This window comes from Desulfuromonas sp. (assembly GCA_002869615.1).
Classification (GTDB): domain Bacteria; phylum Desulfobacterota; class Desulfuromonadia; order Desulfuromonadales; family UBA2294; genus BM707.
This window is the reverse complement of the sequence record PKUH01000087.1, coordinates 43,585-58,243: the sequence shown is the minus strand read 5'-3', so window position 1 is coordinate 58,243 and position 14,659 is coordinate 43,585. Positions and strand designations below refer to the sequence as shown.

Here is a 14,659-nt window from a genome sequence, read left to right as displayed (position 1 = left end):
ATCAGCAGCCCCCGCTCGAGCGCCTTGGTGACGATCCCGGCCCCTTCGATGTCAAGTTGCATGCCGAGGATCAGGCCGAGCCCTCTGACTTCCTTGATGAAAGAGTGTTTTTCGGCCATTTTTTCAAGCTGTTGCCGCAGATAATCACCCATTTGCTGACAGTTCTCGAGAATGCCGTCATTCAACAGGACATCCATAGCAGCAAGGCCGGCGGCGGTCATCAGTGGATTGCCGCCGAAGGTTGAGCCGTGGGTGCCCGGACCGAGAGCAGCGGCGAATTCGTCCCTGGCCAGCATGGCCCCAATTGGCGGCCCGCCGGCCAAGGCCTTGGCCAGGGTCATGACATCAGGTTCAACACCTGCATGTTCGTAGGCAAAGAGCTTGCCGGTCCGGCCACATCCGACCTGGACCTCGTCGTAAACCAGGACCAGCTCTTTTTCGCTACAGACCTCGCGGACCGCTTTCAGGTAACCGGGCGGCGGTACGTTGACGCCCCCTTCGCCCTGGACAGGTTCAAGCATGACCGCGCAGGTGTTGGGGGTTATTGCTGTGCGCAACGCCTGAATATCGCCAAACGGAACATATTTGAAGCCCGGGACCATCGGCAAAAATCCGGCCCTGACTTTTTCCTGGCCGGTGGCACTGATGGTGCCGATGGTCCGGCCATGGAAAGAGGCGAGGGCGGTAATCACCTCAAAGCGGTTTGGCCCATGCTTTTCGGCACTGTATTTCCGGACCAGTTTCATTGCCGCTTCGTTTGCCTCGGCCCCGGAGTTGCAAAAGAAGGCCTTGTCGGCAAAAGAGTGTTGGCACAGGATTTCGCCGAGTTCGATCTGGTGTGGAATGTGGAAATAGTTCGAGCAATGGATCAGCTTTTCAGCCTGCTCCCTGAGCGCCTTAACGACCTTCGGATGACAATGTCCAATGTTGTTGACGGCGACCCCGGCAAGAAAATCGAGGTAGCTTTTGCCCTCGGCATCGAACAATCGGCAGCCCTCACCCCTGACCGCTACCAGCGGAAAACGTCCATAGGTTCCGGTAATGCAGGCTTCACCTCTTTGTATCCAATTCTGTGAATCGTTCATTACCTGAACCTCGCAACGGCAGTACCGATGCCGGTGTCGGTGAATATTTCGAGCAGACAGGCATGTTCCATCCGTCCGTCGATGATGTGGGTCTTCCCGACCCCTTCGGCAATGGCATCGAGGCAGCAGTTGATCTTCGGAATCATGCCGCCGGTTATCGTCTCGTTCTCGATCAGTTCCGGAACCTGATTGATGTCGATAGTGGAAATCAGGTTCCCTTTTTTGTCCTTGACCCCTTCGACGTCAGTCATCAGGATCAGCTTTTCAGCCTGAAGCGCCCCGGCAATCCGGCCGGCGACCAGGTCAGCGTTAATGTTGTAGGTCTCGCCGTTTGCACCAACGCCGATCGGGGCGATGACCGGAATGAAGTTGCTCGCTTCAAGCGAACCGATAATCGTCGGGTTGACGCTTTCAACCTCGCCGACCATGCCGATATCGATGATTTCCGGAGTCAGGGTGTCCGGATTGATCGTTTTCATTTCGAGTTTACGGGCGGTAATCAGTCCGCCGTCCTTGCCGGAGAGACCGACCGCCTTGCCGCCGAGCCGATTGATGTTGCCGACGATTTCTTTGTTGACTCTGCCGCCGAGTACCATTTCAACAACATTCATGGTCTCCGAGTCAGTGACCCGCATACCCTGGACAAAGTGGCTTTCGAGCCCCATTTTTTCCATAACCTGGCCGATCTGCGGGCCGCCACCGTGGACAACGACCGGGTTGAGGCCGATGTATTTGAGCAGAATGATATCCTGGGCAAACGATTCCTTGAGATGCTCCTCGACCATTGCGTTGCCGCCATACTTGAAGACAATTGTCTTGTCGTAAAACTCCCGGATCCAGGGCAACGCCTCGAGTAGAACTTTTGCCTTGTCGATGATTTCTTTCATTGAATAAGCCTTATGCAGAGTTGGCAGGGATCAGCTGGCAGTGGTCAGTAAAGAGCAAAGACTTTGGCTGCTTTCTATCGGCTGGCAACGGTTTACTGACAACTGATCCTTACAAAATGTATCGCGACAAATCCTCATCACCGGCAATGCCGGCTAGTTTCTCAGCGACAAAACCGGCGTCGATCTTCACCTTCCTGCTGGCCATCTCCGGTGCATCAAAAGAGATCTCCTCGAGCAGTTTCTCCATGATGGTGTGCAGGCGGCGGGCCCCTATATTCTCGGTTTGTTCATTGACCCTGGTCGCTGTTTTTGCCAGTTCACGGATTGCATCGTCAGCGAAATCGAGGGTAACCTTTTCCGTTTCCATCAACGCTATATACTGACGGATCAACGCATTTTTCGGTTCAGTGAGAATCCGGACGAACTCCTCCTCACCGAGACTGTTCAGTTCGACCCGGATCGGAAAACGGCCCTGCAGTTCTGGAATCAGGTCTGACTGTTTGGCCATGTGGAACGCTCCGGCCGCAACGAAGAGGATATGATCGGTTTTGACCGGACCATGCTTGGTATTGACCGTACTCCCTTCAACGATTGGCAGGATGTCGCGTTGCACGCCTTCACGCGAAACTTCCGGACCATGGACCCCGTCCTTGCTGGCAATCTTGTCAATTTCATCGATAAAAATGATGCCGGTCTGTTCTGTCCGTTCCCGGGCGAGGGTTGAAACCTTGTCCATGTCGACCAGTTTTTCAGCCTCCTCCTGGGTCAGCTGTTCCAGTGCTTCGGCCACTTTCATGCGGCGCTGTTTGGTCCGTTTCGGGAAGAAGTTTCCGAGCATATCCTTCATGTTAAAGCCGAGATCTTCCTGCCCTTGAGGTGTGAAGAGCTGCATGGTCGGCATCGAGGCCTCTTCGGTTTCGAGTTCGACGTAGCGCTCGTTCAGTGCGCCCTTACGCAATAATTTGCGCAGCTTTTCCCGGGTCGAGGCTTGCTGTTCCTCGTTTTCTGTTTCCGCTTCCCCCGGCAATAGAAGGTCGAGAATCCGTTCCTCGGCGTTCTGTTCGGCCTTGACCCTTTGCCGCTGCGCTTCTTCATCCTTGACCAACAGCACTGCCAGGTCGACAAGATCACGAACCATGCTCTCGACATCACGTCCGACATAACCGACCTCGGTAAATTTGCTCGCCTCAACCTTGATGAATGGTGCCTGGGCCAATTTGGCGAGGCGCCGGGCGATTTCAGTCTTGCCGACCCCGGTTGGTCCGATCATGATGATGTTCTTCGGCGCGATCTCATCACGCAGCTCCGGGCCAACCTGCTGACGACGCCAGCGATTGCGCAGCGCGACGGCTACCGCCCGTTTTGCTTCCCGCTGACCGACAATATAACGATCAAGTTCGGAAACGATTTCACGTGGGGTGAAGTTGGTCACTACAGAGTCTCCACGGTCAGGCGATCATTGGTGTAAACACAAATTTCAGCAGCCAGGTAGAGCGCTTTTTCAGCAATCGATTTGGCATCGAGTTCAGTGTTGCGCAGGAGAGCGCGGCCGGCTGCCAGGGCAAAAGAGCCGCCGGAACCGATTGCCGCAATACCGTCATCCGGTTCGATCACATCCCCGGCACCGGAGAGGACCAGAGTATTCTCCCGGTCAGCGACAATCATTAATGCTTCAAGACGACGCAGCACCTTGTCGGTTCGCCAGTCCTTGGCCAGGGCGACAGCGGCGCGCGGAAGGTTCCCCTGAAACTCCTGCAGTTTGGCGTCAAATTTTTCAAAAAGCGTGAAGGCATCGGCTGTACTGCCGGCGAAACCGGCAAGGACCTTGCCATCAAATAATCGACGGACCTTGCTCGCCGAGTGCTTCATGACAGTGCTGCCGACGCTGACCTGACCGTCCCCGGCCATCGCGACATCCGCTTCTTTACGAACGCAGGTAATGGTTGTTCCGCGAAACATTGTATTCTCCCGAGATGATGAGGTTTTTTGCAAAAGAAAAATATAGCACAGAGGATTTTAAAGACAAAGGCTAAATAGGCATAAAAAGGGAGCTTGGAGCTTTTCAGCGGGGCAGGTTAAGCCAGGCAGTGGTCCCCTTGCCCGGTTCGCTTTCGAGCTGGACATTACCGCCATGAGCCCGGGCAAACTGGCGGGCATAAAAGAGGCCGAGGCCGAAACCACGGATCTGGCCCGTACGCAAAGGGTCGACCTGGTAGAATTTTTCAAAAACCTTTTTCTGTTCGTTTTCTTCTATGCCGGGACCGGTGTCACGGATGCCGAGTTTGCAGGCGTTGTCGCCATACTCTCCGAATACGGTCACATCACCACCGGGCGGAGTGAATTTAATAGCATTGTCAAGCAGAGCCTGGATCACAAAACGGATCCTTTTGCGGTCAAATCGGGTCGGTGGACATTCCTGCGGGAGGTTATTAACCAGCCGAATCCCCTTGTTCGCGGCGGTAGCCTGAGCCTCAATGAAAGTAGCCATTACAACTGAGCGCAAATCCGATTCAGCCAGTTTGAGAGGGCTTTCCTGAAGAATGATTTCACTATAGTAGAGAAGGTCCTGAATCAGGTACACCAGATAGTTCGATTCTTCCTGCATCAGTTGCAGGTGTTTCTGGAAGTTCGGATCGTCCGGATCGCCGACGCCGCGGGAAAGGTTCTGGATAAAAAGCGAGAGGGCGGTAATCGGTGTCTTAAGCTTGTGTGAGACAAGTCCGAGAAAATCGGTCTTGAGCTGGTCCATTTTTTTGAGCTGAACAAGTTCTTCGCGGAGTGCTTTTTTTTCGAGAACCTTGTCGATGGTTGTTCTAAGTTGGAGCAGATTGATCGGTTTGCTGATGAAATCATCGGCATCAGCCTTGAGGGCCTTGAGAATAACGTCCTTATCAGCATACCCGGTCATGACAATAACCGGCTGGTTCGGTTGCTTTTCCTTGATCTGCTGCAGCAGATCGATGCCATTGGTGTGCGGCATCATGATATCGGTCAGAACGACATCAACGTCTTTCTTTTGTAGAATATCAAGGGCCTCTTGGCCATTTGCCGCTTCAATGACATTGAACGATTTTAATGCCCTGATACATAGGTCCCGGATAACCGCTTCGTCATCAACGACGAGAACAGTCGGACCCTCCTGGCGCATCTCAAGTGATCTCCGGTTTTCGAGGACAAGTGGCAAGGTTTCTCCTGTCTATTTGAGGGGCGGGGTGAACAGAGCCATCAACTCAACCGGTTCGTCACCTTCGTTTTTCAGCCCGTGGGTTACACCGGATGGTGCTACGCAACACTGTCCGGCAGTGACCATCGAGGTCTCTGCTCCCATTGTGCAAATAGCCGACCCTTTCAGGATGTAGAAGGTCTCTGCCTGGCCGTCGTGCGTATGCGGGAAGATTTCGCCACCCGGTTCAATCCGTCCACGGTGTACCGAGAGAGCGGGGTTGCTCTCTGCGGTAACGACATCACGCAGAAAAAAACGCTCATGCTTCGGGTGTGCGTACTCTTCCTGTTCAGACGCAGTAACTATTTTTCCAGTCTTCATCAGTTGCTCCTGTCAAATTTACAGAGAAGCGGCAACCAGCTCAGTGGCGCTGCTCAGGGCTTTGTCAAGATTCTTCGGCTCGCTGCCGCCGGCCTGTGCGAGCTCCGGTCGACCACCTCCGCGACCACCAACCTGCTCGGCGAGGCTTCTGATGATCGTCCCTGCCTGCAGCCTGTCTGTCAAATCGGAGGTGACAGCGACGAGCAGGGCCGCCTTGCCATCATTCTCACCACCGAGAATAATGACTCCGGACGCCAGTTTGTCGCGCAGCTGATCGGCCATTTCGCGCATTTTTTTACCATCAAGTCCATCGGTCCGCGCCGCCAGAACCTTGATGCCGTTAATCTCCTGTGCCTGATCGATCAAATCGCCGGAACGCTCTGAATTGAGGCGCGACTGCAGGGTTGCCATCTCTTTTTCCAACTCTTTTTGCTGTTCAATCAGCTTTTGTATGCGGGTTTCGACTTTGCCCGGTTCGCTTTTGAGTAAATCGGCGATCGAGCGGATAGTCTGTTCCTGCTCATGGATGGTCCGGATCGCATTGCCGCCAGTCAGGGCTTCAATTCGGCGAACGCCGGCGGCAATGCCGCCTTCTGAGACGATCTTGAACAAGCCGATATCGCGGGCGGCCCGGGCATGGGTGCCGCCACAGAGTTCCTTGCTGAAATCGCCGACCGAAATGACGCGGACGGTGTCGCCATATTTTTCGCCGAACAGGGCAGTCGCCCCGGATGAAATGGCTTCGTCGGCCGACATCTCTTCGGAGTCGACGGCACGGTTTTGACGGATACGCCGGTTGACTTCATCCTCAATCCGGGTGATTTCTTCGGCGCTCAAGGCGGAAAAGTGGGTAAAGTCAAAGCGGAGCCGTTCCGGCGTGACCAGTGAACCGGCCTGCTTGACATGGTCGCCGAGGATATCGACCAGGGCAGCCTGAAGGATATGTGTTGCCGTATGATTGAGCGCGGTTGCCTGGCGCTTTTCGGTATCGACATTCAGCTCGACTGCGTCACCGACTTTGACCGAGCCGGAGGTGATTTTACCGACATGGACTATCAATCCACCGGTCGGTTTGCGGGTGTCGTTGATTTCGATTCGAACCGTTTTGTTGCTGATAGTACCGCTGTCACCGACCTGACCGCCCGACTCTCCGTAGAAGGGGGTCAATGCCGTGATGATTTCGACGGCATCGCCTTCGCTGGCTGAGTCGACACTGCTGCCGTCTTTCAGGATAATCGTGATATTGCTGTTGTCCGAGGTCGTATGGTAACCACTGAATTCGCTTGCGATGCCTTTTTCAAGGAGCTGTTTGTAGACGCCGGCCACCGCCTCTTCACCGGATCCCTTCCAGTGTTGCCGCGCCTTTTGCCGCTGCTCTTCCATACAGGTCTCGAAACCCTTTTCGTCGAGAGTCAGGCCGTCTTTTTCAACAATATCGGCAGTCAGGTCGATCGGAAATCCGTAAGTGTCGTAAAGCTTGAACACAACATCGCCGGGGACCTCTTTTTTGCCGGTTTTTTCGAGCTTTTCGATCTCCTCATTGAGGATACGCAGGCCGTTGCCGAGGGTCTGGATGAAGCGCTCTTCCTCGTTGATGACCACCTTGGCAACGTATTCCATCCGGTCGATGACTTCCGGGTAGGCTTCGGACATACTTTCCATAACGAAACGGCAGGTCTGGAACAGGACCGGCTCTTCGAACCCGAGCATTTTGGCATGACGCATCGCCCGGCGCATGATCCGGCGCAGAACATAGCCGCGCCCCTCGTTGCTCGGCAGAACTCCATCCGAAATAAGAAAGGCGGTGGCCCGGCTGTGATCGGCCATAACCCGCATCGAGACATCATTCTCATCGTTGTCACCGTAGCTTTTGCCGGCCAGCTTTTCGATGTAGCCAATGATGCCGCGCAGCAGATCGGTATCATAATTCGACTGGACGCCCTGCATGACGGTGGTAATCCGTTCGAGGCCCATACCGGTATCAACCGCCGGCTTCGGCAGTGGCACCAGTTCCCCGTCGGGTTGACGGTCAAACTGCATGAAGACGTTGTTCCAGATCTCCATGTAGCGGTCGCAGTCGCAGCCGACGTTACAGTCGGGCGATCCGCAGCTCATCTCCGGGCCGTTGTCCCAGAAAATTTCCGAGCAGGGTCCGCACGGGCCGGTGTCGCCCATCGCCCAGAAGTTATCCTCCTCGAAGCGGAAAATACGCTCGCGTGGGACACCCTCCTGTTCGTGCCAGATGTCGGCCGCTTCGTCATCATCGGTGTAGACGGTGACGTAGAGTCGTTTGATGTCGAGTCCAAGGTCCCTGGTGAGAAATTCCCAGGCGAAGGCAATCGCCTCTTTTTTGAAGTAATCGCCGAAAGAGAAATTGCCGAGCATTTCGAAAAAAGTATGATGCCGCGCAGTCCGGCCGACATTCTCCAGATCGTTGTGTTTGCCCCCGGCGCGAACACATTTCTGTGATGAAGCGGCACGAACATAATCGCGTTTCTCATCACCGAGAAAACAGTCTTTGAACTGGTTCATCCCGGCGTTGGTGAACAGCAGGGTCGGATCGTTGTGCGGGACCAGTGATGATGATGGCACAACCGTATGTCCGTGCTTGGCAAAATAATCGAGGAAGCGTTTGCGAATTTCACTGCCAGTCATGTTTCGTATCCTTCTGCGGGTGTTTGCATTTTGCACCCATTATTGAATTTGGTTGCCACCAAGGCACCAAGTGTACCAGGAACGTCAAGAGCTGATTATTCACGCCGGGTACATAGAGGTGAACCAGTCAAAAAACCTACCGTTTTTATGTCAGCTCCTCAGGAAATATTTGATTTTCTCTCCGACTCTCCGTTAAATAATCCGATTTTTTGGTCTTCCCTGGTGTCCTTCGTGCCCTGGTGCCCGGATTAATTGTGCTGTCATTCGCTTTTTAAAACAGTCAGTATCATTGAAACCGGGAAGCCGCGGCGCCGAAAAAAATTGAGGACCCGGTTTTTTTCTTTTTCTGTCGCCGTGTCAAATTCAAAATCGGGAAATTTCCGCCGACGAATTTCATCCATTAGATCTGGTAAGTCCTGCTCGGTTTCCGCCTCGGCCAGCGCCCGTTCAGCAAGATCGATAGCGACTCCGGCTTTTTTCAGTTCGTTCAGGGCCCGGATACCGACCGCCCGGCCACTGCTGACCAGTGCCCGGGCGCGGGAAAATGCGAAACGCTCATCGCTCAGGTATCCAAGTTCGAGGCAGCGGTTAAGAACCGGATCGATATCGTTTTGTCCAAAACCGCGTTCCCGCAACTTTCTGGTCAGCTCGGTCGTGCTCCGGTCACGATAGGTCAACAACCTCAGGGCGACGGTAAACGGATCAGAATCGTTCGATTTCCGGATCTTCGGACCCCTCATTCTCCTTGTCCTTGTCAAAATCTTCCCATGAGAGATCGGATGTAGATGAAACCCCGGAAACCTTGAGTTTAAAGTCATCCGGATTCGAGCACTGGCGCAAGGCCTCTTCAAAGGTTATGATTTCCTGTTTCAGGAGCCACATCAAAGACTGGTCGAAGGTCTGCATTCCGTAGCTCGTATAGCCGGCCTGGATCGTATCACGAAGCAGTCTGGTTTTTTCCTTGTCATCAATCAGTTCGCGGACCCGCGCCGTTGAAACCATGACCTCGACTGCCGGAACCCGGCCTTTGCCGTCGGCGCGAGGGACAAGACGCTGTGAAACAACGCCCTTGATGATCCCGGCCAACTGCATCCTCACCTGACGTTGCTGGTAGGGCGGATAAACCGAAATGATCCGGTTGATCGTCTCCGGGGCGTCAATAGTATGCAGGGTTGAAAGAACAAGGTGACCCGTTTCGGCAGCGGTGATCGCTGTTTCGATCGTTTCAAAGTCTCGCATCTCGCCGACCAGAATGACGTCGGGATCCTGGCGCAAGGCACTTTTCAAGGCGACATCGTATCCTTCAGTGTCGAAGCCGACCTCACGTTGATTGATAATACACTTCTTGTCACGGTGCAGGTATTCAATCGGATCCTCAATAGTGACAATATGGGCTGTTCGTTCGGCATTGATGTAGTCGATCATCGATGCCAGTGTCGTCGATTTGCCGGAGCCGGTGGCTCCGGTAACCAGGACGAGACCGCGGTTCTCGGAAGCGATCTTTTTGATGACCGGCGGCAGGGTCAGATCCTCAATGCCCTTGATTTCAAAAGGGATGAAACGAAAGACCAGCGAGACCGACCCGCGCTGGGTAAAGGCGTTGACACGGAAACGACCGAGTCCGGGGACACCGTAGCTCAGATCGACTTCGTGGATTTCTTCGAAACGGACCTTCTGGATGTCGTTCATGATTTCCATGGCGAAATCATGGGTCAGTTCAGGGGTCAGGCGTGGCAGTTTCGGATGCGGGCGCAAGGTGCCGTCAATCCGGTATACCGGCGGCAGGCCCGGCTTAAGATGAATGTCTGAAGCCCGTGCCTTCATTCCCATACCCAGGATATCGGTCAGATTCATCGATCAGGCCTCCTCAGCCTCAGCCTGCGATTCGGAAACCGCAAGCTCAAGTTTCTCACGTAACTTCTTTTCGATATCGGCTGCGATGTCCGGGTTCTCCTTGAGGAACACCTTGACGTTTTCACGTCCCTGGCCGATCCGGTCCTCACCGTAAGAGAACCAGGCCCCGCTTTTTTCGACGATCTCAGCCTCGGTCGCGAGATCGAGCAGGTCGCCGACCCGGGAGATGCCTTGCCCATACATGATATCAAACTCGACTTCCTTGAATGGCGGTGCGACCTTGTTCTTGACGATTTTGACCCGGGTCCGGTTGCCGATCACGTCCTGGCCCTGTTTCAGGGCGCCGATCCGGCGGATATCCATCCGGACCGATGAATAGAATTTCAGTGCGTTGCCGCCGGTGGTTGTTTCGGGGTTGCCGAACATGACCCCGATTTTCATCCGGATCTGGTTGATAAAGATAACGCAGCAGTTTGATTTGCTGATGGTCGCCGTCAGTTTGCGCAAGGCCTGCGACATCAGACGGGCCTGCAGGCCCATGTGCGAATCACCCATTTCACCTTCGATTTCAGCGCGCGGCACCAGGGCTGCGACCGAATCGACGACGAGGACATCAATGGCGCCGCTGCGGACCAGAACCTCGACAATTTCGAGGGCCTGCTCGCCGGTGTCGGGCTGTGAAACCAGCAGATCGTCGGCGTTGACGCCAAGTTTTTTGGCATAAGAGATATCGAGGGCATGCTCGGCATCAACAAAAGCAGCGATGCCGCCAGTCTTCTGGGCTTCGGCCGCAATATGCAGAGCCAGGGTCGTCTTGCCGGATGATTCCGGACCATAGATTTCAACGATTCGGCCGCGCGGCACACCGCCGACGCCGAGGGCGATATCGAGGCTCAGGGCGCCTGTTGAAATTCCTTGTATGCCGGGCAGGACCGTATCCTCGCCGAGGCGCATTATGCTCCCTTTGCCGAACTGTTTTTCAATCTGACTCATTGCCAGATCGATGGCTCTTTCGCGGTTGTTGTCGGACATGTCGGTTTTTCCTCCTCTGATAAAGCGGCAGACCGGAGATGACTGGCGCTTTATGCTCCTGAATTCAGTCTGCAGTGAAATGAATCGTCTGTCGAGGGTGGTGGACAGCTCCTGACGAAAGCAGTTCGCTTTCGTAAAGAACCAGCCGGTCGACCGTCATCTCACCTGCAAACATATCCCCCTCATGGGACAGAATATGTCCCGCCTTTTGCATGCCCCTGCGGCTCCGGCCGAGCGTGATGTGCGGCTCGAAGGGCCGTTCTTCGCAGGTAAAACCAGCCGACGCAAGCTTTTCGAGCAGATGCGTGTGAAGCATGGTCAGGCTGGCGCTCTTTATCCCCAGCCAGAACACCCTGGCACGGTCCGGGGACGGGAACGCCCCGAGGCCGTGAAGTGCAATTGTAAAAGGCCGGAATAAACTCCCTATCGATACCATAACCGAGCCTGCTTTATCAAGGTTCTCGTAGCCGAGTTCGCCGAAAAAATGAAGGGTCAGATGCATCGTCTCCGGTTTGGTCCAACGGGTGCCCGGCAAGTCCTGTTGCAGGCGCCTCTGGATAGAGGTAATGGCAGCCTTGACCGGCTCGGAAAGCGGGATGGCAATGAAACAGCGAACCGGTTTCTCCGGCATCATGATTCTTTGCGCAGCCGCTGCTGCAGCATCGCCAGGCCGGCACAGGCTGTGCGCATCCTGATGCGACCGCGGTCACCAGTGAATTGATAGCGCTCGACAATGGTTCCGGCCGGACCAGCCAATCCGACAAATACGGTTCCGACCGGTTTTTCTGTGGTGCCGCCGTCCGGTCCGGCGATGCCGGTCACCGCCAGGGCGTAATCGGTCGCGGCTGATTGCCGAATGCCCTCGGCCATGGCCCGGGCGCAGGATTCGCTGACCGCGCCTTCTTCTTCAAGAATTTTCTTGCTGACATTCAGCCAGTCATGCTTGGCCTGGTTGGAATAGGTGATGGCGCCGCGGTCGAGGAAGGCGGATGATCCGGGGATGTCAGTCAACATCTTGCCGATCAGCCCCCCGGTGCATGATTCGGCCAGGGCGAGAGTTTTCCCTGACTCAATCAACATGGCTGCGGTTGTGTCAGCCAGCGTGGCGCTACCGCGGGCAACGATCTGTTCGATATAAACCGATTCGACGATTGCTACCGCCTGGTCAAGCCGGCCGGCGGCATTCGCGCCAGTTGCCCGGAGTTTGACCAGGACCAGCGGGAATTCAACGCCGAACGCCAATGCGACCCCCACAGGCAGTCCGACCGCCAGAAGTTTCTCTTCGACCAATGGCTCCGGAATGCCGAACAGGGTCAGGATCCGTTCCGGTTCATAGGGCTGACGACCGAATATTCTGACCAGTTCCGGCCGGATCGCCGAATCGATCATCGCCGTCATTTCATCGGGGACGCCCGGCAGTGAAAAAATCTGGCAGGTTCCCCGCTGCAGCTGTATGCCGGGAGCGGTGCCGCGCGGGTTCTGCAGGGGGGTGGCGCCGATCGGCATTGTTGCCGACTTGATATTGCGTTGGTGTTTCGGTCGGCCGAGTCGTTCGAAATAAGCATCGACCAGCCGGAGCGCATCTTCATTCAGGGCGAGCTCGGTCCCGCAGGCTACGGCCAGGGCTTCGGCGGTGAGGTCGTCCGTCGTCGGACCGAGTCCGCCGGTCGTGATCAGGACATCGAAGCGGCCGGCCAGTTCTGCAACGGCGGAGGTCATCGACCCGGTCTCGTCGCCGACGATCCGAACCTCGCTGATGATAAAACCATCCTGGGCCAGCAGGCGGGCGATAGCTGCGCTGTTGGTATCGCTGAGGCTGCCGTTGAGCAGTTCGTCGCCGATGGCAAGGATCGCAATCTTTGGCATCAGAATATTTCCTTTATCCAGGGGATCAGCCAGCGCAGGCAGATCTGCAGAGCGATAGCACCATAGATGCCGGCGACGACATCGTCGAGGACGACGCCGATGCCGTTTTTCATCTTTTTGTCAAACCAGGAAGCGGGGTATGGCTTGGTGATATCGAACAGGCGGAAGAAGAGGAAACCGAGAATTGCGGTTGTCCAGGTAAATGGCAAAAAGGCGACCGTGACCAGGTAGCCGACCAGTTCGTCAATGACAATCCGGCCGTCATCGACGACGCCGTAATGCTTGCCGGCAAAGTCGGAGGCCCAGAACGAGATCGCCAGAAGACCGAGCCAGGTGACTCCGTAGAGCCATGCTGGCATCGGTGCCATTAACCAGAAAACAGGGATACCGGCAAGGGTGCCGACGGTACCGGAGGCATACGGGGCATAACCGAGTCCGGCATTACTGGAAAGAAACAGGATGAAGCGGGTCATAAGTCCCCCCGGTCATTGAAGAGGTGGTCGGCCGCTCGCTCGGCCAGTCGATAGACTTCAGGCAGCGGCACCTTGTTCTGTTCGGCGAGCTGTCGGCAACTTTCGTATTCCGGAGTGACACGGACCAGCTTATTATCGTCATACAGGCATTTGAGCGCAACGTCACCGAGGCTGGTGGTGACCATCTCGGTTTTGCGGCCAAGTTTACGGCGCCGGGTCCGATAGCGGCGGACGCCGATGGCGGAGCTGTTTTCCAAAAGATTTGATTCGAGAACGAGCTCCTTTTCGGGTGGAGAGATCACTGTGACCCTGATGCCGGGGCGGTTCTTCTTCATCTGCAGCGGCGTGTAGGCGACATCAAGGGCGCCGTTTTCGAAGAGATGGTTCATCAGGTAGCCGAGCCATTCCGGGTTGCAGTCGTCGAGATGGGTTTCGATAACGCTGACCGAATCAAAGTTTTCTCCGATTTCATCGGCGTCGCCGATAATGCCGCGCAGCACGTTCGGTCTCTGCTGCAAATCGCGTGTGCCAAGGCCATAGCCGATCTTCTCAATGACCATTTCCGGCATCGGCACGAAGGTGGCGAGCTCGACAGCGATCACCGCACCGGTCGGTGTCACCAGCTCAAGGCTGGAGTCATCGGTGCCGACCGGAAAGCCGCTCAAAACTTCGAGGGTTGCCGGGGCCGGTAACGGGTAGGTGCCGTGGGCCGAGTTGATCGAACCGAGACCGAGCGGAAGTGGAGAGCAGAAAACCTGTTCGACGCCAAGCCGGTTGATGGCAATAGCGGCTCCGACGATATCGATGATCGAGTCAATGGCGCCGACTTCATGAAAATGAACCTTTTCAAGAGAGATGCCGTGAATTTTTGCCTCCGCCTCGCCGAGCCGTTTGAAAATCCGGCGCGCCAGATCCTTGTCCAACTGTTCCATGTCAGAGTCGGCAATCATGTGATCGATCGATTGCCAGGTGCGGGCCGGCTGATCTTCATCATAACTGATATCGACGTAGGTCCCGGCAATACCGCAGCGTTTTTCGATGCGGGCAGCGATGGTGTAGCCAGCCAGACCAAGCTTATTAAGTTCGGTTAGAATAGTTTCTTTGTCGACACCGAGGTCAAGCATCAGGCCAAGAAACATGTCGCCGGCGATGCCGGAAAAAGTGTCGAGATAGAGGGTGCGCATGGCTTCTTTAGGTAATTCCTTAAAATCGAAGTCGCGGGGTTGCGTCCCTGCATGACGCCTTCATTTCTTTGCTCGCCCA

General features: G+C 55.4%; 14 protein-coding genes. All 14 read right to left on the bottom strand.

Annotation, left to right across the window (positions count from 1 at the left end):
* Positions 1 to 1,085: aspartate aminotransferase family protein (locus tag C0623_08550; GenBank protein ID PLX99849.1), on the bottom strand; the 1,085-nt coding region annotated here is incomplete at its 3' end.
* Positions 1,085 to 1,972: an acetylglutamate kinase gene (gene argB / locus C0623_08545; protein PLX99848.1), complete on the bottom strand. Its 888-nt coding sequence runs from the start codon at positions 1,970 to 1,972 to the stop codon at positions 1,085 to 1,087. The genes argB and C0623_08550, both read right to left, overlap by 1 nt.
* Before the next feature lie 109 nt (positions 1,973 to 2,081).
* Positions 2,082 to 3,404, bottom strand: a complete 1,323-nt coding sequence (locus C0623_08540) for an HslU--HslV peptidase ATPase subunit (GenBank protein PLX99847.1) — start codon at positions 3,402 to 3,404, stop codon at positions 2,082 to 2,084.
* Entirely contained in the window at positions 3,404 to 3,931 is a 528-nt protein-coding gene (locus C0623_08535) for an HslU--HslV peptidase proteolytic subunit (GenBank protein ID PLX99846.1), read from the bottom strand. Before C0623_08535 ends, C0623_08540 begins: the two co-directional genes overlap by 1 nt.
* Positions 3,932 to 4,034: 103 nt before the next feature.
* Positions 4,035 to 5,120 (bottom strand): hybrid sensor histidine kinase/response regulator, encoded by a 1,086-nt coding sequence (locus C0623_08530; protein PLX99850.1) that lies wholly within the window; start codon positions 5,118 to 5,120, stop codon positions 4,035 to 4,037.
* Between the two features lie 48 nt (positions 5,121 to 5,168).
* Positions 5,169 to 5,516, bottom strand: coding sequence for a cupin domain-containing protein (locus C0623_08525; GenBank protein ID PLX99845.1), 348 nt, complete (start codon positions 5,514 to 5,516; stop codon positions 5,169 to 5,171).
* Between the two features lie 18 nt (positions 5,517 to 5,534).
* Positions 5,535 to 8,171, bottom strand: a complete 2,637-nt coding sequence (locus tag C0623_08520) for an alanine--tRNA ligase (protein PLX99844.1) — start codon at positions 8,169 to 8,171, stop codon at positions 5,535 to 5,537.
* A gap of 260 nt (positions 8,172 to 8,431) precedes the next feature.
* Positions 8,432 to 8,989: a recombinase RecX gene (locus tag C0623_08515; protein PLX99843.1), complete on the bottom strand. Its 558-nt coding sequence runs from the start codon at positions 8,987 to 8,989 to the stop codon at positions 8,432 to 8,434.
* On the bottom strand, positions 8,874 to 10,025 hold the full coding sequence (locus C0623_08510) for a type IV pili twitching motility protein PilT (GenBank protein ID PLX99842.1): 1,152 nt from the start codon (positions 10,023 to 10,025) through the stop codon (positions 8,874 to 8,876). Before C0623_08510 ends, C0623_08515 begins: the two co-directional genes overlap by 116 nt.
* 3 nt (positions 10,026 to 10,028) lie before the next feature.
* Complete coding sequence (gene recA / locus C0623_08505; protein PLX99841.1) at positions 10,029 to 11,057, bottom strand: recombinase RecA; 1,029 nt, start codon at positions 11,055 to 11,057, stop codon at positions 10,029 to 10,031.
* A 64-nt stretch (positions 11,058 to 11,121) separates the two neighbouring features.
* Positions 11,122 to 11,691, bottom strand: coding sequence for an RNA 2',3'-cyclic phosphodiesterase (locus C0623_08500; GenBank protein ID PLX99840.1), 570 nt, complete (start codon positions 11,689 to 11,691; stop codon positions 11,122 to 11,124).
* Positions 11,688 to 12,923: a damage-inducible protein CinA gene (locus C0623_08495; GenBank protein ID PLX99839.1), complete on the bottom strand. Its 1,236-nt coding sequence runs from the start codon at positions 12,921 to 12,923 to the stop codon at positions 11,688 to 11,690. The genes C0623_08500 and C0623_08495 overlap by 4 nt, the downstream gene beginning before the upstream one ends.
* Positions 12,923 to 13,396, bottom strand: a complete 474-nt coding sequence (locus C0623_08490; protein ID PLX99838.1) for a phosphatidylglycerophosphatase A — start codon at positions 13,394 to 13,396, stop codon at positions 12,923 to 12,925. The genes C0623_08495 and C0623_08490 overlap by 1 nt, the downstream gene beginning before the upstream one ends.
* The gene (locus tag C0623_08485; protein PLX99837.1) at positions 13,393 to 14,580 is read right to left on the bottom strand and encodes a TIGR00299 family protein; all 1,188 of its coding nucleotides are present in this window, start codon (positions 14,578 to 14,580) and stop codon (positions 13,393 to 13,395) included. Before C0623_08485 ends, C0623_08490 begins: the two co-directional genes overlap by 4 nt.
* Positions 14,581 to 14,659: the final 79 nt, after the last annotated feature.

Bases quoted from the DNA above. Each gene is read 5' to 3' on its own strand.
- C0623_08520 (PLX99844.1), bottom strand. From the start codon at position 8,171: ATGACTGGCAGTGAAATTCGCAAACGCTTCCTCGATTATTTTGCCAAG.
- C0623_08515 (PLX99843.1), bottom strand. From the start codon at position 8,989: ATGACTTTAAACTCAAGGTTTCCGGGGTTTCATCTACATCCGATCTCT.
- C0623_08485 (PLX99837.1), bottom strand. From the start codon at position 14,580: ATGCGCACCCTCTATCTCGACACTTTTTCCGGCATCGCCGGCGACATG.
- C0623_08495 (PLX99839.1), bottom strand. From the start codon at position 12,923: ATGCCAAAGATTGCGATCCTTGCCATCGGCGACGAACTGCTCAACGGC.
- C0623_08535 (PLX99846.1), bottom strand. From the start codon at position 3,931: ATGTTTCGCGGAACAACCATTACCTGCGTTCGTAAAGAAGCGGATGTC.
- C0623_08500 (PLX99840.1), bottom strand. From the start codon at position 11,691: ATGATGCCGGAGAAACCGGTTCGCTGTTTCATTGCCATCCCGCTTTCC.
- argB (PLX99848.1), bottom strand. From the start codon at position 1,972: ATGAAAGAAATCATCGACAAGGCAAAAGTTCTACTCGAGGCGTTGCCC.
- C0623_08525 (PLX99845.1), bottom strand. From the start codon at position 5,516: ATGAAGACTGGAAAAATAGTTACTGCGTCTGAACAGGAAGAGTACGCA.
- C0623_08490 (PLX99838.1), bottom strand. From the start codon at position 13,396: ATGACCCGCTTCATCCTGTTTCTTTCCAGTAATGCCGGACTCGGTTAT.
- C0623_08510 (PLX99842.1), bottom strand. From the start codon at position 10,025: ATGAATCTGACCGATATCCTGGGTATGGGAATGAAGGCACGGGCTTCA.
- recA (PLX99841.1), bottom strand. From the start codon at position 11,057: ATGTCCGACAACAACCGCGAAAGAGCCATCGATCTGGCAATGAGTCAG.
- C0623_08530 (PLX99850.1), bottom strand. From the start codon at position 5,120: ATGCGCCAGGAGGGTCCGACTGTTCTCGTCGTTGATGACGAAGCGGTT.